This window comes from Roseibium sediminis (assembly GCF_008711325.1).
GTDB lineage: Bacteria > Pseudomonadota > Alphaproteobacteria > Rhizobiales > Stappiaceae > Roseibium > Roseibium sediminis.
The window spans coordinates 165,104-188,041 of sequence record NZ_VXDB01000003.1; the positions used below are offsets into that span (position 1 = coordinate 165,104).

A 22,938-nucleotide genomic window follows, 5' to 3' on the forward strand; every position below is an offset into this window, starting at 1 on the left:
GGACAAGTATTGCCAAATACAGTTTATGTGGCGTTAAACACGTTGCAAGCGCGCAGCAAAAAATCCGTCCATTCCCGGCGCACAATTATCTGAACCAACCGGATGGCAGGGCAGTGTTCTCAAATATCCTTCACTCGAGACACTTTCAGGCAGATTGCCCACTTCCGCAGAAGTTGCAGGAACGAGGCGGTAATCGGATCTTTCCGCCAGAAAGGCTTCAATCTGTGCCTCGCCTTCGTCGCGTTCAAGCGAACAGGTGCAATAGACAAGAAGCCCGCCAGGTTTGACCCAGTCAGCAACGCGCAGAAGAAGTTCCTTCTGGATAGCAGACAGGGTTTCGATGTCCCGCTCCCGCTTCAGCAACGCCACATCGGGATGTCGGCGAATGGTGCCTGTGGCACTGCATGGCGCATCCAGAAGCACAGCGTCAAAGGGGCTGTCCGGAGAATACTCACGCAAGCCCGCTGTCACTGTTTCAACGGATAGGCCAAGACGCGTCATGTTTTCCGAAAGGCGCTTCAACCGCCCTTTGGAAATGTCGATCGCCGTGACATCGGCTCCGGCAGAAGCGAGCTGAGCCGTTTTGCCGCCGGGGGCCGCGCAAAGATCAGCCACGCGCTTTCCCTCTATATCTCCAAGCAGACGCGCTGGAAGGGACGCGGCAAGATCCTGAACCCACCAGTCCCCGTCCTCAAAGCCTGCGAGGCCATCAACGGCGCCTTTTTGTGACAAGCGTACGGTGCGCTCGGCCAGCAGGGTACCTTCAAGTTTTTCGGCCCACTCTTGCGGGCCGGACTTAACAGAAAGATCGAGAGCGGCCTCGTTGCGGTGAGCGGCCGCTATACGTCGAGCGGTCTCCTCGCCATAGGTTTCGCTCCAGCGGGCAAAAAGCCATTCCGGCGTGTTCAGCGCATCGGCATCAAGATCCTCGATCATTTCCTCGCGCTCACGACCAAGACGGCGCAGGACGCCATTGACCAGCCCCTTGTAAACTTGGACTCTTCGGTCGACGGAGGCATGATCGACTGCAAGCGAGACAGCCGCACGATCCGGAATGTCGAGAAACAGCATCTGGGCAATCGCAACGTGAAGGATGTCGAGCACACGGCCGGTCTTCTCCGGGATATCCCGGTCGAGCAGACGTGTCAGGATTTCCGAAATCTCGCCGCGATGACGAAGGGCAGCACCGATGATGGCCCGCACCAGAGCGCGGTCCTTGCCCTCAAGCGCCCGAAATCCCGAGTGACCCGATTGCAGGTCCAGTTCTCCATCGAGCGGCCGACGCTTGTGAACGACATTGCCCAGAATGTCCGCAGCGACCTTCCTAGCGGCAAATCCCGGCTTTTCATCCGGTCTTTGCACCTCTTTCGGAGCCTTGGTGTTTTTCTTCGGTCTGAACGGACGGGCCACTAGCATCCCCAATCGGAATTTGGCTGAAAAGCACAAGCGCCGCAGACGGACCCGTCCACGGCGCTGTGTCATGATTTGCTGTTTACCTGCTTACCACGGAAAAGGGCAAGCGTGTCGGTTTCATCAGCCCCACGGACCTTTTGGGCGAGACCCGCCGGTCGGCGGAACAGAGCCGCGGCCCGAAGTGGATGGCGCCTGCGATGTGGCATAGTCGGGTGCAGGCCGGAAACCGGTGCTGCCAAGGCCTGACTGTGCCAGCTTCTGCAATTCATCAATCCGGTTCTGCGTATTGGGGTGCGTGGAAAACAGATTGTCCATGCGTTCCCCCGAGAGCGGATTGATGATGAACATATGCGCCGTTGCCGGATTGTGTTCGGCGTCCGGATTGTGAATGCGGGCAACGCCGCCGGAGATTTTTGCAAGAGCAGAAGCCAGCCAGATCGGTTCACCGCATATTTCCGCGCCCATGCGGTCGGCGGCATATTCGCGTGTACGGGAAATCGCCATCTGCACGATGGCAGCCGCCATCGGAGCCACGATCATCATCAGGATGACGCCTACAAACCCGAGCGGATTGTTCCGATTGTCGCTCGACCCGAAGAACATCGCGAAATTCGCAAGCATGGAGATCGCACCGGCAATCGTTGCCGTGATCGTCATGATCAACGTGTCGTGGTTCTTGATATGGGCAAGTTCATGCGCCATCACACCGGCAACTTCTTCCTTGCTCAAGAGATTGAGAAGCCCGGTTGTCGCCGCCACCGCAGCATTTTCAGGGTTACGGCCAGTCGCAAAGGCGTTCGGTTGCGGATTGTCGATAATGTAGACCTTTGGCATCGGCAGGTCCGCATTGCGCGAAAGCTGCGCCACCATGTTGTAGAGTTCCGGCGCGGTGCGGGCATCCACTTCCTGGGCATGATGCATGCGCAGGACCATCTTGTCGGAATTCCAGTAGCTGAAAATGTTCATGGCGGCGGCCACGACCAGAGCGATCATCATCCCGCTCGATCCGCCGAGCATGAAACCAATGCCCATGAAAAGTGCCGTCATGGCGGCAAGCAGCATGCCTGTCTTGAGGTAGTTCATGGATCTCGTCCGTATGACCTGTTTCGTTTGCCCGTTTTGCGCACTATATAGCGCAGTGTCGCCCTAAATTTGGTGACGCTGCGAATATTTCGCAAGATTTGGTGGCAAAGGCAAAGGAAACGACCGGATGAGCGAGAGCGACAACCAGACCGAGACCAATCCGGTAGGCGCTGCCCCCTCTCTGGCCACAAATGTTGCCGATGCTCCGAAAAGGAAATTCGAGGACCTGCCCCCTGCCGCTCAACGCGCCCTAAGGGAAGCAGAAAAGCGCAGACAGGAAATCGATGCGAGGGGAGACGCCCTTCCGAAAGAAGTCGATGGCCGGGGCGGACTGGAGCCAACCCGGTACGATGACTGGGAAATCAAGGGTTTGACGGTGGATTTCTGAAATTCCACAATCGCTTCAAACCAAAAATCAGGCTCGTCAATAATTCCGCCATCAGGCCCGCATGGTTAAAGAGCATTTAACCAAAGCCCCCCTATTGTTGGCGGCGCGTACGCATGTTGTTGAGTTAGCTGATTCATGAACCAGACTTCGTTTGCATATCGGCGTGGTGCGGCCCTGCCGAGTTCCAACCCCTTCCAGCGCCTTGCTGCTCTTTTGGCCGGCGTTGAACCGGGAATGCCCCCAATTGCCCTGACAATTGGCGAGCCCCGGCACGCCATGCCCGCTTTCCTGGGGCAGGTGCTTGCAGATAATCTTGCAGACTTCAGCCGCTATCCGGCCATCAACGGAACTCCAGAGTTCCGGCAGGCCGTCGCGTCCTGGCTGGACCGGCGCTACAATCTTGAGGGCCTCGTCGACCCAGAAAATGGGGTCTTGCCGCTGAACGGGTCCCGCGAGGGCCTGACCTTTGGCGCGATCGCTGCACGCGATCAGCTGAACAAGGGTCTGGATCACCCTGTCGTCACTCTGCCGAACCCATTCTATCAGACATATGCAGCGGCCGCCCATGTCGCGGACGCAGAAGCTGTTCTTCTGGATGCTGTCCCCGGCCACCACTTCCTGCCCGATCTCGACAGTCTCGATCCCGATCTTCTGGATCGCTGTGTTGCCTTTTACGTTGCCTCGCCGACAAATCCGGAAGGGTCTGTTGCGAGCCTCGAGTATTGGACAAGGCTGATCAAGCTTGCCCGCCAGCATCGCTTCTTCCTGTTTGCCGACGAGTGCTATTCTGAGCTCTACCGCACCACACCGCCTCCCGGAATTCTGGAGGCCGCAAAGGCCTTGGGTGAGGGGCTTTCAAATATCGTGGTGTTGAATTCCCTGTCCAAGCGCTCCAATCTGGCCGGGCTTCGTTGTGGTTTTGCTGCTGGCGATCCGGACTTCCTGCCCAAATGGGCAAGTTTCCGCGGTCTTGCTGCGCCGCAGGTGCCCATGCCGCATCAGGCGGTGGCCGTCCGCGCCTATGGCGACGAAGACCACGTCATCGAGAACCGCAGGCTTTACAACGAGAAATTTGAAGCCGCCGAGAAAATTCTTGGGCCCATTCTGGGCAAGGTGACACCCGACGCCGGATTTTTCCTCTGGCTCGATATCTCCAAATGGGGAGATGCCGTGTCCGTTACCCGCTCCCTCTGGGAAGAAAAGGGCGTCAAGGTATTGCCCGGAAGCTACCTCGCCTCCGATCAGAGCGACGGAAGCAACCCTGGCAGGACCTACATTCGCGTTGGTCTTGTCGCCCCTTATGACGAAACCGTTACGGCTCTGGAACGACTTGCCGACTGGCTGGGAGGCGCCGCATGAAACGTGCAGGTACCGTACGCGCTACAAACCGGCGCTCCAACATCGACCTTCTGGACACCGAAAGCCCGCTGAAGCGCTTCATGCGCCGCAATCTGGTGGGAGCTGCCGGACTGTCCATCATTGCGGCAACGGCTGCCCTCGCGGCCTCGCTTGCCACATGGTCGGTCAATGATCCGAGCCTGAACCATGCCACCGGGCATCCGGCCCAAAATGCGCTTGGAACACCCGGTGCAATCCTCTCTGATATCCTGATGCAGACCATTGGTCTGGCGACGGCAGTTTTCCTGATCCCGGTTGTTTTCTGGGGCTGGCGCCTGCTGGCAGGACAGGCAACACGGATCGGCGGCAAGCGGCTGTTCTACTGGTTGTTGGGCACCTCGTTTGCTGGCGGGGCATTGGCTGCCCTTCCGATCCCCGAAAGCTGGCCGCTGCCGACCGGCCTCGGTGGTTTCCTCGGGGATGCTGTCCACATGATTCCCGGTGCGTTCACAAAGAACCTGACCGAAGGCGCTGCCACGATCGTCGGCGTCATTGGTCTTGGTGTTCCAGCTGTCGTGCTTTTGGTAAAATCCGCTGGCTGGTTTGCGGGCGAACCTCGCGAAGCTGTTGCCAGTCCTACCCGCGCCACACCGGTCGGCCATGGCCGGAACCTTGAAGCGGATCTCGGACTTGATGACGACGAGGATGATGGCGAATCGCGCGTTGGCCACTATCTCAGTGCCTCTATCGGCTGGATCAGCCATTGGGGCCTGATGCTGGTTGCCTTTGTCCGCCGCATGACAGGACAAGTACGCACCGCCCGTGCTCGCGATGAAGACTATCATGACGACGAAGACTTTGAGGACATCGTCGATGACGAGCCACAGCAGCGCAAGGAAAGTCGTCTGACGGCTCTGCGCCGGGCCATCGCCGGTAAACTGATGCCGGATGATGCCGATGACGGCCTCGAAGATTTCTATGAGGAACCGGCTCCTGCCCGCAGAAGCGGCCAACAGGCCCATGCCGATGATGACGATGCTTACGGCTATGAGGACGAACCCTATTACGGTGAAGAGGGTGAAACCTTTGATCCGAATGATCTGATGATCAACAAGGGACGCGTTGCAGGCCCGGTTCCGGCGGCACCGGAGCCTACGGCCCAACCAGCAGTTCCGATAGGCATTGCAAGCCCGGTACCGGAAGCCCCGAAAGGGCGCGTTGTACCGCCTGCTCCCCGCCCGAAGGAAGGCAAGCGCGTCGTCGCCGAGGCACAGCCGTCGCTTCTCGGTGCGCCGGAAGAGTACGAACTGCCGCCGCTGCGTCTTCTCGAAGAACCGAAGGCTGCCGGAAAAATGCCGGGACTTTCACCCGAAGCCCTGGAACAGAACGCCCGTATTCTGGAAGGTGTTCTGGAAGACTTCGGCGTGCGCGGTGAAATTCTCGAAGTGCGTCCCGGCCCTGTCGTGACACTCTACGAGCTGGAACCGGCCCCGGGCATCAAGTCGTCCCGCGTGATCGGCCTTGCTGACGATATTGCCCGCTCCATGAGCGCGATCTCTGCTCGCGTCGCCGTCATTCCCGGCAAGAACGCCATCGGCATCGAACTGCCGAACGCACGCCGTGAAACCGTTTACCTGCGCGAAATGCTGGCGTCTCAAGACTTCGAGAAATCCAAGTCAAAACTCGCTCTTGGTCTGGGCAAGACCATCAACGGCGAGGGAGTGGTTGCCGACCTTGCCCGCATGCCTCACCTGCTTGTTGCGGGGACAACCGGTTCGGGTAAGTCAGTTGCCATCAACACCATGATCCTCTCGCTCCTGTACCGGCTGACCCCGGACCAGTGCAAGCTGATCATGATTGACCCGAAGATGCTGGAACTCTCCATCTATGACGGCATACCGCATCTCCTGACCCCTGTTGTGACCGACCCGAAAAAGGCTGTTGTTGCTCTGAAATGGACCGTCCGCGAGATGGAAGAGCGCTACAAGAAGATGTCCAAGATGGGCGTTCGAAACATCGACGGCTACAACACACGTATCAAGCAGGCGCTGGAAAAGGGCGAGAACTTCACCCGCACCGTCCAGACCGGTTTCGACCGCAACACTGGCGAACCGATTTACGAGGAAGAGGAACTGCCGCTGGAGCAGATGCCATATATCGTCGTCATCGTCGACGAAATGGCGGACCTGATGATGGTGGCCGGCAAGGACATCGAAGGCGCGATCCAGCGTCTGGCACAGATGGCCCGTGCAGCCGGTATCCACATCATCATGGCAACCCAGCGCCCGTCCGTGGACGTAATCACCGGTACGATCAAGGCAAACTTCCCGACCCGTATCTCCTTCCAGGTAACCTCGAAGATCGACAGCCGCACCATTCTCGGCGAAATGGGTGCCGAACAGCTTCTCGGCATGGGTGACATGCTGTTCATGGCCGGTGGTGGCCGTATCCAGCGTGTCCACGGTCCGTTTGTCTCCGACAGCGAGGTCGAGGAAATCGTCAAGCACCTCAAGGTGCAGGGCACACCGCAATATCTTGAGGCTGTTACCGAGGAAGAAGACGGCGGCGACAGCCCCTATGATGGGGGCGGAATGTCCGGCGGGGGTGACGGCGACGGCAATGATCTCTATGACAAGGCCGTGGCAATTGTTCTCAGGGACAAGAAGGCATCGACCTCCTATGTCCAGCGCCGCCTGTCCATCGGCTACAACAGGGCAGCGTCCCTGATCGAGCGGATGGAGCAGGAAGGCCTGATCAGTGCCGCCAACCACGCGGGCAAACGGGAAATCCTGGTGCAAAACGGCGTTGAGGAAGATTTCTGAACGAAAGCAGACCGGGATTGCCAAAGCTTTGCCACACGAACCGGCTAGAGAACCAGCCAACACTTGAGACAAACCTTCAAGGTGACCGATGCCGATTCGCACGCTTGCTAGAACCGCACTGAAACTCGTTGCCATTGCAGGCATGTCCGTGGCCCTGTTGGGTCCGGCAGCCGCACTGAATGACAGTCAGCAAAAGACGCTCAGCGACGTCAATCGCTACTTCAATTCCGTGAAGACGATGCATGGCGATTTCGTGCAGTTCGGACCTGATGGTTCGCAGACGGAAGGCAAGTTCTATCTTGCCCGACCCGGAAAGGTGCGATTCTACTACAACCCGCCGGCAAAGCTGGACATCATCGCCGACGGCAAGTCGGTCTCGGTGAAGGATCGGAAGCTGAACACACAGGATATCTGGCCGCTTGGCCAGACCCCGCTCCGCTTCCTTCTGGCGGAAAACATCAATCTTCAGACGGAATCCAAGATCCGCAACGTCGTTGCCGAATCCGATCTGATCACGGTTGTTCTGGAAGACCAGACCACCTTCAACTCCGGCATGCTGACCCTGATCTTCGATGCCTCCACCTATGAGCTGAAGCAGTGGACGGTCACCGATGCGCAGGGCTTCGATACGTCTGTCGCGGTCTACAACGTCGTCTCCAACGGCCCGACAAATCCCGAGCTGTTCAAGATCGACTATCTGGCAAACACCCGCCAAAATCAGGGCAAGTAGGACAGCGCGAATTGAGCGCCGCGTCCAACACTGCACACCGTTCGCTGGTCTCAAGGCTTCTTGAACCCTATTGTGAAAAACACGGGCTGACCCTGACCCTTCTGGATGAGCATGGCCATGGCGGCCATGTCGAGACGACTTCCGGCCGCCGCTGGTTCTTTCGCGGAACCCACTTTGATCTCAATCCCCTCGGCGCGTCGGAAATAGCGGACGACAAGGCGGCTAGCCTCGCTGCTTTGAATAAGTGCGGTTTGCTTACCCCCGAAAGCCTTTGCCTTTCTGGCCCGGTGGCCAGAGCAAAGGAAACGGCACTCACCTTCGCCGATGAGCATGGCTACCCACTCTTTCTGAAACCAAACGAAGGGCAGGAAGGTCTCGATGTCGAACGGCTTGAGACCCGCGACGACCTGACCGATTCAATTGATCAGCTCCTCGCCAGGCACCGCCTTCTTTTGCTGCAGAAAGCGGTAGAAGGAGATGATCTCAGACTTCTCGTGCTTGACGGGGTTGTTCTGTGCGCGGTTCAGCGAACTCCTCCGGGTCTATGCGGAAACGGCAGAACGGCAATTCGTGACCTCATGGGAGAAAAGCTGAAAAAGCTGCTCTCAGATCCCCGTTGCCAGCGCGAGCTTGTCCGCCAGGGCCTCACATTCGATACGGTTCTGGAAGAGGGTCAAAAAGTCCGGCTGCTACCCAACGCGAACCTCTCAGCCGGAGGGATTGGAGCGCTCATTACGGATGTGCTCTCAAGCACGCTTGCAGATGCCGCGATCAAAGCCGCAGCCTGTCTCAATCTTCGCTATGCAGGGATTGATCTGATAGCAGCTCCGGATGGAACCTACCGGATACTGGAGGTGAACGCCGCCCCGGGCCTTGCGCGCCTCGCCGCACAGGGCGACATGGAAAAGGCAGTCGTTGCTGAAGTTTATGAGCGCGTCTTCGACGCGCTCACCTTTGGTCCGGATCAATAATCGCCGAGCTTGATGTCGCGAGAATACTCCCCGTCGACTTCCTTCACCACGGCCTGACCACAGATCGTGCGGCCTTGTGTTGCATCATATGTCAGGGACGGGGAGCCCTGCAGCTGCCAGCCCTTGTTGAGAGCCTGTGTGACCCGGTGACAGAACTCGCTGTCATCAACGCCGGTAATGAAACGATAGAGCTTCATGAGTGTCTCTTGGATTTGTTATGCAGACGTGCGGGCGGCAATTGCGTCGGCAATGGCAATCGCCCGCCGTCCCATTTCCGCATGTAGACGCTCGACCATCTTTCCGTCCACCTGAATCGCGCCCTTGCTGGCATTTTCAGGCTTTTCGAATTCGGCGTTGATTTTCCGCGCCCAAGCGACTTCGTCATCCGAAGGCGAAAAGGCAAGATGGCAGGCTTCCACCTGCTTGGGATGAATCAAGGTCTTGCCGTCCATTCCCATTTCCGCGCCTTGCGCGCATTCAGCGGCAAAACCGTCCGCATCCTGAAAATTGTTGTAGACCCCATCGAGAATGTCGATGCCACCCGCTCTTGCTGCGGCAACACAGGTCATCAGCCACGGCATCATGACCGCGCGCGCCGGAACCAGCCGCGCACGGGTTTCCTTGGCAAGATCATTTGTGCCCATGACAAAGCAGGAAAGGCCAACGCCCGCATCCCGCCCGCAGGCGGCAATTGCAGCCGCATTCAGCATGGCAAGCGGGGTTTCCATCATGGCCCAGAGTTTCAGGCCCTCGGGGGCATTCAGAACCTTGAGTTTTTGCGCAACTTCCTGAAGATCGGCAGGAGAATTGACCTTCGGGATCAGCACCGCATCGGGCTTTGCCTGAACGACCATTTTCAGATCGTCCTCTGCCCAGGGCGTGTCCAGCGCATTGATGCGGATGACGACCTCACGCTCGCCATACCCGCCCGCTGAAACAGCATCCAGAATCTGCTGGCGCGCCTCCGCCTTCACATCCGGCGCAACGGCATCTTCCAGATCCAGGATCAGGCAGTCCACATCAAGGGTACGTGCCTTTTCGAGCGCTCGGGCATTAGAGCCAGGCATGTAAAGGGCAGAACGGCGGGGGCGAAACGTATCAGTCATGGACAACCCTGTTCGATATTCCAAATCCGCCTAACCCTAGAGGAAGTTTTTGCATTGCGAAATCATTCGAAGGGCGGAATTGCATTTTTTGGCGGAGCTAGGCTGGGCTTTCATTTTGCAGTGCCACATTCACGCTGGGTCGCGTGACATCGCTTGAAGGAGCGCTGCGACGTATTAGCCCGATGTCTTTTTGGAAAAGATCATGTCCTTTGCCGCAATGACTGCTCCAAGCGTGATGGCAAGGCATGCGGCTGCAACGACCCAGGTAAACTCGCCAAAACCGAAAGCAATGAGCAACAGGGTCGACAACAGCGGCGCAGAATAGGCCGCAGCGCCGAGAACCTGAATGTCGCCGCGCTTTACGCCAATGTCCCATGTGAAGAAGGCAAGTCCCACGGGAAAGGCCGCGAGCGCCAGAACCGAGCCCCATTCGGTGATCCCGGCCGGCCAAATCGTTTCTTCCAGCACCAGATGGCAGACCACTGACAACAGCGCCGTCATGAGGCAAAAACCGGCCACTGCTTCGGTTGGAACCGCACCGAGTCGCCGGGACAGGACGGAATAGGTGGACCAGAAGAGACAAGAGGCAATTGCCGCGCCATAGCCAACGGCCGCTCCGCTTTGAAACGAGATCCCCTCACCACCCGATATCAGGAGCACCGCGCCGCCAAGCCCCAGAAGAGCACCTGCAACATGATGAAACCGCAGGCTTTCGCCAGGAAGAAAGGCCGAAAACACGACAATCAGCAAGGGCCACATGTAGTTGATCAAGTTGGCTTCAACCGGCGGCGCGTTCCGGATTGCGGTGAAATAGAAGAAATGAAACCCGAACAGGCCAATGGTTCCAAAGGCCCAGACCTTCAAGGGTTGTTTCAGGCGGCTGAGCCGACCTTTCATCGCAAGCCATGCCAAAGCAGCACCACCCGACAGGCCAAAACAGACGGCATTCAGCAAAAACGGAGGAATTTGACCAGATCCCGCGCCGAAAAGTCCGAGCGTCGCCCACATCAACACCGCAGTAAGTCCAATCAGCGTTGCCCGCAGGCGCCCATTTTCCTCTGACATCGCCCCCCCATTCAAAGGTTACGCAGTGTCATAGGGCGCTGGCGACAATTTGCGCAAGGCTTCTTTCGAACGCCGCTTGATTGTCGAGGTTGTTTTGGGACATCTTGCGGGTCGATATCTGAACCGATCACTTTCGGAGATTTAATGAGCATGACGGACATCCGCACACTGGGCATCGACGACGCGCACCAGCTCGCCCCCCTCATTGCGGAAAACGCGCAGGCCCTTAAGCGCGGCGCGCCGCGCAGGCCGGACGAATTTTATGCAGAACGGATTTTGAGCGACAAGAACGCGGAAGTGATCGGCGCTTTTGCCAATGACGAACTCATCGGCTTTGCCGTCTATTTCGATTTGCCGGAGCTCATCACCGGCCTGCGCCTTGGCCAGCTGGACGACATTTATGTTCATCCGGACCATCGACAGAAGGGCACCGGTCGGAAAATGATCGAGAGCCTCGTCGAGGAAGGGCACAAGCGCGGTTGGCTACATTTGCGCTGGCTTGTTCCGGGCAAGAACGTTCCGGCCGTGGCGCTTTATGAAAAGATCGCCCAGCCGGATCATTGCAAAAGCTACCTTATCCCGATCGACCGGGTGGCCTCGGACCAGTAACTCAAAGACCGGATACGTTGATCGCAGGCAAACGCCCGATTGGAAGAAAACCGATCCGGGCGTTGCCGTCTCTCACCGAAACGGGCAAGCGCACGGTCTGCGATCCGTCCTCAGCCGTCTGGGCTGTTCCAAGGGCTTGCGAAGCGCTTTTCAAGAGAGCAGGCAAGGAAGCCGCCTCCGGGAAATGCTTGAGAACAAGTGCCTCAAGCTTCTCGATCCCGGCAAGCTCGAGCTCAAGCTCACCATTCAGCAGCCCGACCGGATTGATGCTGAGCGTCCCGGAGAGGGAGATCCGACTGTCGGCGGTGGCAATCGATGCCGTAACCAGCTCGAATGGAAGGCTCCCGTCACCAAGACGTGGCAGATCTGGAATCTGCGTACCTTCCAGCAGTCCCGCTCCATTTTGCACCCGAACCTGCAGTACACCGTCCAGGGCCGGAAAATCTGCCGGAGAACCCGCTGACATGATCTGCTCGGTCGACAGATAGACATCCAGATCGCTGACTTGCTCAGGTGCCCGGCGCACATGAACCGAGGCCGTCTTGGCTTCAAGACGTGGGAAGAGGGTCGTCTCACTGCCCGCCAGCACGGGCTCAGTTACAACGAAATCGATCTGGTTGGGTCCCCGGTCACCGAGTTTCAGGCTCGCCTGCACCAGCTCCCATGTTCCGCTCAAAACCTCACCCAAAAGCGGATCCTTGAGTGCCAACGGCCCATCTGTTTCAGCAATGACATGCCAGGGGTTATAGACGAGGGCAACGCCACGTACCGGGCCGAGCTGAACAGCCTGCCCGTTCTCCATTTGGGCCCCGGCAGAGCTGCAATAAACTTCATAGCGGAACGGATAGCCGCCAATTCTGCGATCCTGACAGGTCACCTGTGTCCCGGCAGCAGCCAGACGGCCGAGCTCGGCATCCATCTCCCGCTCAACAACGGAGCGACCGTAAGCCCAAGCACCGGACCACAGCGCCCCACACAAAATGACGAACCCGCCGAGGAATATGACTTTGCGGGCAACGTTTCGTTTGGGAGCTTCGGGCTGTGCGGTCATGGCGCAGAACTTCTTTCTCTCGGCAATCATGGTATATCCCCGAAGGGTGACTGCCATTGCATCTTGAATGTGGCGTTGCTATGTCCCGCTGGACAGAGGGAACTGCAGGGTCGGTATGAGCAATTTTTGGGTTTTTGGCTACGGGTCATTGATGTGGAAACCCGGATTTGACCATGTTGGCGCCCAGCCGGCGCTGCTGCGCGGTGCCCATCGCTCCCTTTGTGTCTACTCATGGGTCCATCGGGGAACGCAGCAGAAACCCGGTCTCGTCTTCGGTCTGGACCGAGGCGGTGCGTGCAGGGGCATGGCGTTCGAAGTTCCCGCCGACAAACGGGACGCCACCATTGATTATCTGCGGGCACGCGAACAGGTCACGATGGTCTATATCGAGAAATGGCGGAAGGTGAAGCTTGCGGACGGGCGCACCGTCGACGCGCTGACCTATATGGTTGACCGCTCCCATGACCAATATGCAGGCGCCTTGCCACTTGAGAAGCAGTTGAACATTGTCACCCACGCGGTGGGCCAGTCAGGCAAGAACCCGGAATATGTTCTCAGCACGGCCTGTCACCTGGATGAGCTTGGCATTCGGGATGCCGGTGTCTCCTGGCTGGCAGCACAGCTTAAAGGTCAGGCCTGATCTGCTGATTCAAGCTTGGCGAAGATCGGCGGCTTCGGCGTTGCCTGCCGCGCTTCCTCGATCAGGCGGTTGCTCGCCGTTTCAATTTTCTCTGCGATCAATGCAAGGAACTCATCCACCGGCAGGCCGGGCTGGATCAGGGGCAGGAACTCGACAATCACGGTTCCCGGATAGACGAGGAACGACGCACGGGGCCAGTAAACCCCGGCGTTGAGCGCCACCGGCAAGACCGGGCATTCAAGATCCTTGTAGAGATGGGCGATACCATATTTGTATTTCGGTTCAGCCCCAACAGGCCGACGGGTCCCTTCCGGGAAAATCATGATCTGGCGGCCGGACTGAACCGCCTTGCGAGCGGCTTCCATCATCGCGGCCAGAGCCTCGGACCGCTTGCCGCGATTGATCGGAATCTGACCGAATTTGGCGGTATACCATCCAAAGATCGGGATCCACTGCAATTCGCGTTTCAAGATGAATGTCGGGCGGCGGAAGAACTGCGCGAGCGTGACCGTTTCCCATGCCGACTGATGCTTCATCGCAACAATGCAGCCCCCCTCGATGATGTTCTCCTTGCCTCGAAATTCCACCTTGAGACCGACAACCCACCGCATGAGGAACAGCATCGTGTTCATCCAGAACGGCAGAATCCACCAGCCCCAGCGTTGGGGCAGCAGCATGACCGGCGACAGAATGATCATGTAGACCAACGTGACGCTGTAAAAGAGGATCTGAAACAGGGCTGAACGCAGAAAAATCATGAGACCTCGGCCGGCCGGTACCTGAATTTGTCAACGGCGACGCGGTGAACTGCGAGACACAGTCAGATTGACCAGCGGTCAACCGCGATACGTAACCGGGCGAGGGTATACTTCACATATTCCCTCATGAGAAGCTTCATCGTGTCAAAGTTCGCATACCATTCCGAAAGGTCACGTTCGGACGAGAACACCGGATAAAGCACCAGATTGACATTCGGCAGGGTGTCAGCCAGTTCCAGCTCTGCGCGCGGAACATGGTAGGCGCTGGTCACCACCATCAATGTCTTGAAGTCATGCCGGGCAACCCAGGCAGCCGTTTCCGCGGCATTTCCGAACGTGTTAAGCGCGGCACGGTCAAGGTCCACGCAACATGCGAACAACGGCAGGTCGGTCGAAGTCGCCCGTGCAATCTGCCTCGCGCTCGATCCGGGATGAACACCCGAAATAAGCAGCCGCTCCGCCCGACCTTCCTCAAGCAGGCGCATGGCCTGTTCAATGCGCTCCTTGCCGCCCGTCAACACCACGATGGCATCGGCCTTCGGATCTGTCGGCACGTGAATGTCGGCTATATCTCGCGCAAAGGATACAAATGCGACAGCGACATAAAGCAGGGCAATGCAGAGTGCGGATGTGACAAGGAGGCGTCCACGGCCCATGCGGCGCCGCGTGACAGCAATTTCCATCAAACCGTCTTCGTCAGGGTTGCCAGGCTTCCGTTTTTCCGCTTCGCAAGGCTGACGCAGCTTTAGGTCCAGATCGGGTCTGAAGTCTTCAGGCCCGGAAGGCTCCGTTCGAATCATAACGCCTTATGATACCAGACTGAGCGGAATTTAAGTCAAGTCGTATAAATACCACTGATTGTTCAATCCGCCTTTGCAAGGTGCGCCCGAACCGCAAGACCGGAGGTCAGCGCGGTCAACACGGCCACCAGAAAGATGATCCCGATCACGCCGAGATACCCCGGTACGGAAACAGATACCGATCCGAAGAGGGCCGACAACTGGTCGGACCCCGCATAGCCCGAAGTCTCGCGTGTAAAGACATCCAGAATGATAAAACCGGCGATGGCACACAGACCTCCAGATACTCCGCCGAAGAGACCAAGGACCAGAAAGTGGCGCTGGAACTCGCGGGCGATGAACCCGTCCTCGGCCCCGACAAAATGCAGGACCGAGATCACATCCTTGTTGCCTGCCATGGCCGCCTGTGTTGCAAAGACGACGCTGAGCACCATCGAGGCAAGAACCAGAACCAGTATGCCTATGCCCCCGAGGACCACGGTTCCGGCCATTGCAGACAGGCGCGAAGTCCATACGGAGTGATCATCGATCGATGCCCCCAGAACGCTCTCGGAGAGTGAAGCGCGCAACTGCAAGAGATCCAGAGCCTGTGGATCATCCACCTGAATCTGGATCAACCGCGGCACGGGCAGCGTGTCCAGATCAAGGCCTTCCCCCAGCCACGGCTGCAACAAGGCCCGTGTTTCCTCGTCGGACAGGGCATGTACATTGCCGACGCCGGAAAATTCCTGCGACAGAGCGACGGCCTTGTCGATTTCCTTGAGCATGTCGACACCCTCGATCGGGCGGATCTGGATGGTGATCTCGCGCACCAGATCGTTCTGCCAGGCATCAGCAGCTTCCCAGACAATCGAAACCGCCCCGACCGTCAGGCAGGCGAGGAAACTCATGATGGCCACGACAAGGGTCAGTGACCGTCCGGCCACGGATTGCGGAGGAACGATGGGCGCGGACGGTCGCAGCTTGGACTTCTGCGGGGCATGCCCCATATCGACCGGTTCCTTTCGCATGCGGACGGACGGTTTCTTGGCCCCTGGCTTCCGCCCGGATGCTTGCGGAGGGTCGATGGCGGGTGCTTTTTTGTTTTGGTCTGACATGGCCACCTAGTCGAACATGGACAGACGGCCATCGGCAAGAACCATACGCCTTGCATCCACCTGTTCCAGAAGGGCGATGTCGTGGGTTGCGATGATGACCGATGTCCCCAGTTTATTGAGTTCGATAAACAGCCGAAGCAGGCGGCGCGCAAGTGGCGGGTCGACGTTACCGGTCGGCTCGTCCGCCAGAAGCACTTCGGGGCGAGTGATCAACGCTCTCGCAATTGCCGCGCGCTGCTTCTCCCCGCCGGACAGGACCGGAGGCATGGCATGCATGCGCTCGCCCAGCCCCACCCATTTCAGGAGCTCAACCACATCTGCCCTGTACTCGGACTCATCCTTTCCCAGAACTCGTAACGGCAAGGCCACGTTTTCATAGGTGGTCAGGTGATCCAGAAGGCGGAAATCCTGAAAAACCACACCAATTTTGCGGCGCAGCGGCTGGATTTCCTGCTTGCTGATCTGGCTGAGATCCCGGTTGAAAACCTTGATCAAACCGCGGGTGGGCTTCAACGACATGAACAGCAGTCGGATCAAACTGGTCTTGCCGGCCCCGGACGGCCCGGTCAGGAACTGGAACGACTGCGGCTCGATCTCGAAGGAAAGATCGCGCAGAATCTCCGGCCCCATTCCATATCTCAACCCGACATTTTCAAAGCGGATCACTATTCGTCTCCATTGCGCGTGCCGCCAAGCTAAGCCTCTCCCGTTAACGCTTCATTAATCATATAAATGTCCTTCTATAGGCTGCCTCCGATGGCACAACAAACCGTGCCCGTTTACAATGCCGGAAATTGATCATCACGGCCTGTTCAACCGGCCGATGCAACATGACATGCAAAGGGTCTTCCCCAGATGAAGATCAAATGTCCGGAATGCAGGACGTCCTACGATATTAAGGCTGAGGCTCTCGGCTCCGAGGGAAGAAGCGTCAAATGCGCGAAATGCGGCAATCGCTGGTTCGTGTCACCCTCCGACGAGGCGGACAAGGTCGACGAACCGGAAGAAAAGGTCGTTGCCGATACCGATGCCTGGGCTCGCGACAGCATAGCCGAAGATACGCCCGCAGAGGACGATAACGGCTATGAGGATGCAGACGACTATACGTCGAATGTTGAAATTCCAACGCCTGACATGGCAGCTTTCGAGGCCGACACGGTAGCCGAAGAGACCGACGTTGACCCTGAGCCTTCCGGGGAAGGGGACGAGCAGCCTGAAGGCATTGAAGCCAGCGCACACCGCCCGAAGGTGAAGGTCAATCCGGAAAAGTTCAAGAAAAAGCGCTTCCAGAAAGTCGCCCAGTTCACGCAATCGCTGAACCTGAAGCGCGTGGGCAGCCTCTCCGTTCTCGTCGGCTCCATCCTGCTCTGCGTCATGGTGGTGAGCTTCCGCTCCACCATCGTGCGGCAGGCTCCGGATCTGGCGAGTTTCTTCCAGATGATCGGCCTTGAGGTCAATCTAAGAGGCCTTGAATTCAGTGACCTGCGCACCTTTTCCGAAGTTGACGGTGGCAAGCAGGTTTTGGTTGTCGAAGGCACAATCCGGAATATACTGGATGATACCAACCAGCTTCCGGCCATTCGCCTGTCAATTCGCGGATCGGATTTGCGAGAGATTTACGCCTGGACGGTAGAACCGCGTACGAGAGTTCTCAATCCACGGGACGAAACCAGGTTTCGGACCATCCTGACCGACCCGCCCTCAGGCGCAACCGACATCCAAGTTCGCTTTATCGACAGAGACAAGCGCCAACTCGCACTCGAGTGACATGACACCTACGATAAATATTCTTTTTGATGAACAGACCATTGCCACGCGCATATCCGATCTGGCGAAGGAAGTGGCAGAAACCCAACCGCAGAACCTGCTTGTCGTTGCTGTCTTGAAGGGAAGCTTCATTTTTGCAGCCGATCTCGTGCGAGAAATGCATCGGGCAGGGCTTGCGCCGGAGATGGAGTTTATCCATCTTTCAAGTTATGGGGCCGGTACGGTAGGCTCCGAAGAAATCCGAGTATTGCGTGACGTGGAAAGCGACGTTAACGGGAGAGATATCATTTTGGTCGATGATATCCTCGAATCCGGGCGTACGTTGAAATTTGCCCGCGACCGCCTTCTGGGCCGGGGCGCCCGGTCCGTTCAGATTGCTGCCCTGCTGGATAAGCCGGAGCGGCGGAAAGCTGCGATATCAGCAGATTTCGTGGGCTTTGCCTGTCCGGACAAGTTTGTGGTCGGGTATGGCATGGACATGGGACATGCCTGGAGGCAGTTACCATTCATCGGGTACGTGGTGCCGGATGAGACCTAAGGAGAGTGAATGTGGCACGCATTCTTCTGACTGAAGATGACGAAGCCGTCCGCAGCTTTGTAAAGCGGGCCCTTGAGCTTGACGGCCATCAGGTCGAAGCCGTGGAAGACGGTGGACAGGCTGTGGAAACGCTTGTCCGCACAAAAGGCAGCTTCGATCTCCTTCTGTCGGACATCAAGATGCCGGTTATGGATGGAATTGCCCTTGCCCTTCATACGGCAAGAGACTTTCCGCAAATCCCGATCCTGCTGATGACCGGCTTTGCCGATCAGCGCGAGCGGGCGAACGGGCTCGACAGTCTGGTACAGGACATCATCACCAAACCGTTTTCACTCGCCGATATCCGCAAGGCGGTGCGTGAGGCGCTTGGTGGGCATATGCCGGAACAGACACGCCGTTACGCTTGAAACAAGCGGTCACTGTGAAATTCAAAACCCGGCCATAGGCCGGGTTTTTTCGTTGGGAAAAGGTCTTGGACCATCAATAGCGCTTTAACAGGCGCTCCAGATAATCAAGTTCTATCTGCGGGCGGGACGGGTCCGAGAACCGGCGACGCAACTCCTCCAGAATCCGGCGTGCCCTTTGAACATCGATCTCGTCCGGCACTTTGACCCGATTGCCAAAATCCGGGCCTTCGGTCCGGCGTGGTCGCCCTAGCGGATCCTCGTCGCGCGGGGCAGGTCCCTCGGCCATACCCGGCCCATTGCCCTGACCCATCATCTGTTCTGCCAGCCCTTGCGCACCCTGGCGTAGAGATTCCAGCGCATTGCCTTGCTGGCCAAGCGCCTGTTCACCCTGACCTTCACCAAGAGACTGCTGGGCCTCGCCCATGGATTTCCCGGCTTCACCCAGCGCCTGGTTTTCGCCCATACCGTTCTGGCCAAGCTGCTCCATCAATTCCTGCAGCTGCTGGGCGAGGTTTCCCTGACCCTGCTTGAGCTGATCCAGCATCTTCTGCAGCTGTTCGGCCGTCATCTGCTGGCCCTGACCCTGCTGTTGCTGGTTCTGTTGACCGGGCTGGTTCTGGCCCTGCTGTTGTCCATCAGGAGATTGGCGCTGGTTGAACTGATGGGTCTGATCCATTAGCTGCTGCTGCTTCTGGATCATTTCGCTGAGTTCGTTCAGCATTTCCATCATTTCGCCGGTCTTGCCATCTGGCGGCATCATCTGAGGACGACCGGCCTGCAGGTTCTCAAGCATCTGTTGCATCTGGGCAAGCAGCTCGCGGGCCGCATCGCGAGAGCCCGTTTTTGCCAGTTCCTCGATCTTGTCGAGCATGTCCGACAGATCCTGCTGGGACATGGTCTGTTGCTGGCTGGAATTGAACGGCTGCATCGCCTGCGGATTGCGCTGCATCTGTTCCGCAAGTGCCTGCATGTAGTTGTTCAGCGCATCGCGAAGCTCCTGGGTGAGGCGAGCGATTTCCTCGTCGCTCGCGCCATTCTCAAGAGCCTTGCGCAGGGCTTCCTGTGCATCGCGAAGCGCGCGTTCCGCGACCGACAGGTCACCGTCCTCAATGGTCAGTGCTAGGTCCCACAGGACCGGCAGCAGCTCCTTGAGCTCATCGTCATTATCGGCCGAAATGATCTGCCGGTAGGCATAATCCATGCCGAGATAAACCCGCAGTTCAAGACCAAAGGCCTCCGGCGCCAGCATCAGGGCATCAAATGCAGTAATCACCTGCAAATGGTTGTTGGCATCCAGCGCGAGATCACGACGCTGCTCCACAATCGCCCGGGCGAGCGATTTGCGGAAAAGGCGTTGCGGCAACGTGATGCGATAAGCCGGAGAGGTTCCTTCCTGAGCCGCCTCGTCACGCGCCGTCAGCAGAAGATCGACCTCAAGCCCAGCCCATGGATGGGAGGTAAGGTCCCGGATGGTTTCCCCGGTTTTGGCGGTCCCTGCAACAGGGGGCAGGGACAACGGAAACTGTGGGGCCTCGACAAGCGGTCGGGGTGTCTTGCCGCTGCGCAGCGTCTCTGGAGCCGGTGCAATGTGCGCTTCGGCAGAGACGACCCCGTAGTCGTCCTTGACGAGATAGGAGAACTTGAGCGCGCCGCTCAGCTGCTCCTCAGGATCGTCGGTCAAACGGATTTCCGGCGCATCATCGGGCCGGACGACAAACGCAAATTGCTGGATGACCCGCGTATCGCGCACCAGATCAATGGATCCCGATGCCTGAAGCTTGTATTCCACTTCAAACGGCAAATGTTCACCCGTGGTCTCACCGTCAACGTCATCCGGCTTCACAGGCTCCCGTTTGCCGGTCGATTGGTCCGCGAACTCCACTCCCAAATCCTTCATGCCCTGCGCCCGAACCGTGACGATGGAGCCTTCGGGCACAGAGAGCGGCACACCGGGCTTGCGCAAGGCGGCGCTTTCCCCGGTCAAATAAAGAGGGGGTTCGCCGGTATAAAGCGGCGGAGTGACCCAGGCATCCATCCGGGTCGGGACATCGTCTGCAACGAACGGGTTCTGGAAGGCTGCACCAAGTCTTTGCCAGTGCTGATCCCCGGCAACGAAATATCCCGTAACCGCCAGCATGACGGCGACGGTTCTAAGCGCGTAAGGGTCAAGACGATAGGCTTGCGGATTGGGCGCATGCGCCCGCATTTTCGCAAGTTGATCCTCAAGGCGCTTCTTGTGGAGGGTCCACAGCGCACGGCTGGCGGGATCATGCCCGCCAAGGGACAGGTCATCCTCGAATGAAGTCAGGGGACGGTGGTCAACGCCGCTTTCAGTTTCGATGCGCGCAAGAGCCTCTTCACGGCTTGGCCATGACAGGTGTCGCAGAGCACCAAGTGACCACAAAAACGTGAGTGCCAACCCGGCAAGAACGGGAATGCGGATCCATGGCGATACAAGATCCCAAAAACCGATCCACGAAAGCCCCACAAAGAAGCAAAGGACGACCGTTCCGGGGAACAGGGCTCGCCAAAGTTTCTCGACAAACAGCGCCAGTCTGCTCTGGCCTATGATGCGGTTGAGCCTGCGGATCAGGGAACCTGCGCCGGTCTGGGTCTGATAGGTGTCTGGCTTGCGGGTCAAAAGCCGCCTCCATCGCATGTGTCAGGGCCGGGCCCAAATCACACGCAAGGCCCGACAGCACCGTTCACTCTCAATAAGGTGAGGCATGAAACGGGCGGGGGCAAGGCGAATACGGGCAAAACTGCCCGCATATTCAGTCAAGAACGGTTGAGCCAGTCCGGAATGCGGTCCAGCGCGATCAAATCCTCGTAGCTTGTACGGGGACGGATGACCGCAAACTCGTCTTTATTGACAAGGACCTCGGGAATCAAAAGCCGAGAATTGTAGGTTCCGGCCTGAACGGCGCCATAGGCTCCGGCAGAGTAAACCGCCAGAAGATCACCGGACTCCATTCGCGGCAGCTCACGCATCTGGGCAAGATAATCGCCGGTTTCGCAGACCGGTCCAACCACGTCTGCCGTCATGCGCGGAGTATCGGCCTCCGGCTCGCGCACGGGTCGCACCTCGTGATAGGCCTCATACAAAGTCGGGCGAATGAGATCGTTCATGGCCGCATCGACAATGAGGAAATGCTTGTTTTCTCCGTCCTTCAGGTAAATCACCTTGGAGACGAGAATACCCGCATTGCCAGCGATCAGACGCCCCGGTTCGAAGATGATCTTGCAGTCAAGCTTTTCGACATGCTTCTTCACCACCTGAGCATAGGCGTCGGGATGCGGCGGTGGCGCGTTGTCCGTGACATAGGGAATGCCCAGCCCACCACCGAGATCAATATGATCAATCGCGTGGCCATCGGACCTCAGATCCCCGATCAGCTCACCCAGACGGGCAAAGGCATCATCAAACGGCTGCAGCTCTGTAATCTGCGAACCGATATGCATGTCAATACCGGAAACCTGAATGCCCGGCAGCTTGGCTGCATGGGCATACACTTCCCGCGCCCGGCGCCAGGAAATGCCGAACTTGTTCTCGGCCTTGCCAGTTGAAATCTTTGCGTGGGTTTTCGCATCGACATCCGGATTGATGCGCAGCGACACGCGGGCCGTCTTGCCCATCTGGCTGGCAACACGGGAAAGTTGGTCCAGTTCCGGCTCGGATTCCACGTTGAAACAGAGAATATCCTCGTTCAGCGCGTAAGCCTGTTCAGCTTCAGTTTTGCCCACGCCGGAAAAGAGGATCTTGTTTGCCGGAACACCGGCCGCCCGTGCCCGGCGCAGCTCGCCTTCCGAGACGACATCCATGCCAGCGCCCAGATCTCCGAGCGTGCGAAGGACCGCCTGATTGGAATTCGCCTTCATCGCATAGCAGACAAGGGTGGGAATGCCTGTGAAGGCGGAGGAAAAGACCTCGTAATGCCGTGTGAGCGTAGCCGTCGAATAACAATAGAACGGAGTTCCGACTTCCGCAGCAATCTCTTCAACGGACACGTCTTCGGCATGCAGGACGCCGTCTTTATACTGAAAATGATGCACGAAGTTTGTCTCGCCGGGTCTAGAAGCCGATCACTCTTGCCAATTTCGGGTTTGTCAGCGGATCAGGAAGTCGAGGGGAAAGCTATTGGGTTTGGCATGGGCCGGTGCAGCAACGGGTTCTACAGCAACCCCATCGACGCTCTCCGTCACGCTCGTCTGTTCAGCAGCAGGTGCAGCCGGGATATCCAGCGGACCCTTGCGTCCGCAACCAGCAAGGAGAAGGGTTGCGGAAACAACTCCGGCCAAAAGAGCCTTGCCTAGAATTTTACCCGTCATGCAACTTCCTCGACCGCGCGATCCAG

Annotated in this window: 23 protein-coding genes; 10 read left to right on the forward strand and 13 right to left on the reverse strand. The window is 58.0% G+C overall.

The window, feature by feature from the left end; translation table 11 throughout:
* Window positions 1-33: 33 nt before the first annotated feature.
* Both rsmB and htpX read right to left on the reverse strand, forming a co-directional pair.
* A complete protein-coding gene (gene rsmB / locus F0155_RS04205) occupies window positions 34-1,416 on the reverse strand; it encodes a 16S rRNA (cytosine(967)-C(5))-methyltransferase RsmB (protein WP_150523372.1) in 1,383 nt (460 codons plus the stop codon).
* A 117-nt stretch (window positions 1,417-1,533) separates the two neighbouring features.
* Entirely contained in the window at window positions 1,534-2,496 is a 963-nt protein-coding gene (gene htpX, locus F0155_RS04210; RefSeq protein WP_150523222.1) for a zinc metalloprotease HtpX, read from the reverse strand.
* Between the two features lie 127 nt (window positions 2,497-2,623).
* On the opposite strand from htpX, the gene F0155_RS04215 reads away from it, so the two are divergent.
* The 5 genes from F0155_RS04215 (at window position 2,624) to F0155_RS04235 (ending at window position 8,745) form a co-directional block, all read left to right on the forward strand.
* The gene (locus F0155_RS04215) at window positions 2,624-2,884 is read left to right on the forward strand and encodes a DUF1674 domain-containing protein (RefSeq protein ID WP_150523223.1); all 261 of its coding nucleotides are present in this window, start codon (window positions 2,624-2,626) and stop codon (window positions 2,882-2,884) included.
* 135 nt (window positions 2,885-3,019) lie between these two features.
* Complete coding sequence (locus F0155_RS04220) at window positions 3,020-4,243, forward strand: aminotransferase class I/II-fold pyridoxal phosphate-dependent enzyme (protein ID WP_150523224.1); 1,224 nt, start codon at window positions 3,020-3,022, stop codon at window positions 4,241-4,243.
* Window positions 4,240-7,044 (forward strand): DNA translocase FtsK, encoded by a 2,805-nt coding sequence (locus tag F0155_RS04225; protein WP_150523225.1) that lies wholly within the window; start codon window positions 4,240-4,242, stop codon window positions 7,042-7,044. The genes F0155_RS04220 and F0155_RS04225 overlap by 4 nt, the downstream gene beginning before the upstream one ends.
* Before the next feature lie 88 nt (window positions 7,045-7,132).
* Window positions 7,133-7,774 carry an outer-membrane lipoprotein carrier protein LolA gene (locus tag F0155_RS04230; protein ID WP_150523226.1) on the forward strand — a complete coding sequence of 214 codons (642 nt, stop codon included), beginning with the start codon at window positions 7,133-7,135 and terminating at the stop codon, window positions 7,772-7,774.
* Window positions 7,775-7,785: 11 nt separating this feature from the next.
* Window positions 7,786-8,745, forward strand: coding sequence for an ATP-grasp domain-containing protein (locus F0155_RS04235; RefSeq protein WP_150523227.1), 960 nt, complete (start codon window positions 7,786-7,788; stop codon window positions 8,743-8,745).
* Here F0155_RS04235 and F0155_RS04240 read toward each other — a convergent pair.
* The 3 genes from F0155_RS04240 to yddG form a co-directional block, all read right to left on the reverse strand.
* Window positions 8,739-8,942 carry a DUF1737 domain-containing protein gene (locus tag F0155_RS04240; protein WP_150523228.1) on the reverse strand — a complete coding sequence of 68 codons (204 nt, stop codon included), beginning with the start codon at window positions 8,940-8,942 and terminating at the stop codon, window positions 8,739-8,741. The two genes, F0155_RS04235 and F0155_RS04240, sit on opposite strands and share 7 nt — an antisense overlap.
* An 18-nt stretch (window positions 8,943-8,960) precedes the next feature.
* Window positions 8,961-9,851, reverse strand: coding sequence for an HpcH/HpaI aldolase/citrate lyase family protein (locus F0155_RS04245; protein WP_150523229.1), 891 nt, complete (start codon window positions 9,849-9,851; stop codon window positions 8,961-8,963).
* A gap of 174 nt (window positions 9,852-10,025) precedes the next feature.
* Entirely contained in the window at window positions 10,026-10,916 is an 891-nt protein-coding gene (yddG, locus tag F0155_RS04250) for an aromatic amino acid exporter YddG (RefSeq protein ID WP_150523230.1), read from the reverse strand.
* A 144-nt stretch (window positions 10,917-11,060) separates the two neighbouring features.
* Here yddG and F0155_RS04255 point away from each other — a divergent pair, with 144 nt between their 5' ends.
* Window positions 11,061-11,525 carry a GNAT family N-acetyltransferase gene (locus tag F0155_RS04255; protein ID WP_150523231.1) on the forward strand — a complete coding sequence of 155 codons (465 nt, stop codon included), beginning with the start codon at window positions 11,061-11,063 and terminating at the stop codon, window positions 11,523-11,525.
* 1 nt (window position 11,526) lies between these two features.
* On the opposite strand, the gene F0155_RS04260 is transcribed toward F0155_RS04255, so the two are convergent.
* Window positions 11,527-12,606 carry a DUF2125 domain-containing protein gene (locus F0155_RS04260; RefSeq protein WP_161599753.1) on the reverse strand — a complete coding sequence of 360 codons (1,080 nt, stop codon included), beginning with the start codon at window positions 12,604-12,606 and terminating at the stop codon, window positions 11,527-11,529.
* A gap of 85 nt (window positions 12,607-12,691) precedes the next feature.
* On the opposite strand from F0155_RS04260, the gene F0155_RS04265 reads away from it, so the two are divergent.
* Window positions 12,692-13,216: a gamma-glutamylcyclotransferase gene (locus F0155_RS04265; RefSeq protein WP_150523233.1), complete on the forward strand. Its 525-nt coding sequence runs from the start codon at window positions 12,692-12,694 to the stop codon at window positions 13,214-13,216.
* On the opposite strand, the gene F0155_RS04270 is transcribed toward F0155_RS04265, so the two are convergent.
* The 4 genes from F0155_RS04270 to ftsE all read right to left on the reverse strand — a co-directional run bounded on the left by F0155_RS04270 (window position 13,207) and on the right by ftsE (window position 16,537).
* Window positions 13,207-13,974, reverse strand: a complete 768-nt coding sequence (locus tag F0155_RS04270) for a lysophospholipid acyltransferase family protein (RefSeq protein WP_150523234.1) — start codon at window positions 13,972-13,974, stop codon at window positions 13,207-13,209. The two genes, F0155_RS04265 and F0155_RS04270, sit on opposite strands and share 10 nt — an antisense overlap.
* Window positions 13,975-14,036: 62 nt before the next feature.
* The gene (locus F0155_RS04275) at window positions 14,037-14,657 is read right to left on the reverse strand and encodes a YdcF family protein (RefSeq protein WP_208999122.1); all 621 of its coding nucleotides are present in this window, start codon (window positions 14,655-14,657) and stop codon (window positions 14,037-14,039) included.
* Between the two features lie 179 nt (window positions 14,658-14,836).
* A complete protein-coding gene (locus F0155_RS04280; protein WP_244303456.1) occupies window positions 14,837-15,784 on the reverse strand; it encodes a cell division protein FtsX in 948 nt (315 codons plus the stop codon).
* Window positions 15,785-15,877: 93 nt separating this feature from the next.
* On the reverse strand, window positions 15,878-16,537 hold the full coding sequence (ftsE, locus tag F0155_RS04285; protein WP_150523237.1) for a cell division ATP-binding protein FtsE: 660 nt from the start codon (window positions 16,535-16,537) through the stop codon (window positions 15,878-15,880).
* Between the two features lie 189 nt (window positions 16,538-16,726).
* Here ftsE and F0155_RS04290 point away from each other — a divergent pair, with 189 nt between their 5' ends.
* The 3 genes from F0155_RS04290 to F0155_RS04300 are packed head-to-tail and all read left to right on the forward strand — an operon-like array spanning window position 16,727 to window position 18,583.
* Window positions 16,727-17,638: an MJ0042-type zinc finger domain-containing protein gene (locus F0155_RS04290; protein WP_150523238.1), complete on the forward strand. Its 912-nt coding sequence runs from the start codon at window positions 16,727-16,729 to the stop codon at window positions 17,636-17,638.
* Between the two features lies 1 nt (window position 17,639).
* The gene (gene hpt, locus F0155_RS04295) at window positions 17,640-18,176 is read left to right on the forward strand and encodes a hypoxanthine phosphoribosyltransferase (protein ID WP_150523239.1); all 537 of its coding nucleotides are present in this window, start codon (window positions 17,640-17,642) and stop codon (window positions 18,174-18,176) included.
* Between the two features lie 11 nt (window positions 18,177-18,187).
* A complete protein-coding gene (locus F0155_RS04300; RefSeq protein WP_150523240.1) occupies window positions 18,188-18,583 on the forward strand; it encodes a response regulator in 396 nt (131 codons plus the stop codon).
* Window positions 18,584-18,656: 73 nt separating this feature from the next.
* Here the strand turns inward: F0155_RS04300 and F0155_RS04305 are convergent, their stop codons facing one another.
* From F0155_RS04305 to lptM, 3 genes are all read right to left on the reverse strand, one after another.
* Window positions 18,657-21,224, reverse strand: a complete 2,568-nt coding sequence (locus F0155_RS04305; protein ID WP_150523241.1) for a TIGR02302 family protein — start codon at window positions 21,222-21,224, stop codon at window positions 18,657-18,659.
* 137 nt (window positions 21,225-21,361) lie between these two features.
* Window positions 21,362-22,636, reverse strand: coding sequence for a diaminopimelate decarboxylase (gene lysA / locus F0155_RS04310; RefSeq protein ID WP_150523242.1), 1,275 nt, complete (start codon window positions 22,634-22,636; stop codon window positions 21,362-21,364).
* Between the two features lie 54 nt (window positions 22,637-22,690).
* Window positions 22,691-22,912 carry an LPS translocon maturation chaperone LptM gene (lptM, locus tag F0155_RS04315; RefSeq protein WP_150523243.1) on the reverse strand — a complete coding sequence of 74 codons (222 nt, stop codon included), beginning with the start codon at window positions 22,910-22,912 and terminating at the stop codon, window positions 22,691-22,693.
* Window positions 22,913-22,938: the final 26 nt, after the last annotated feature.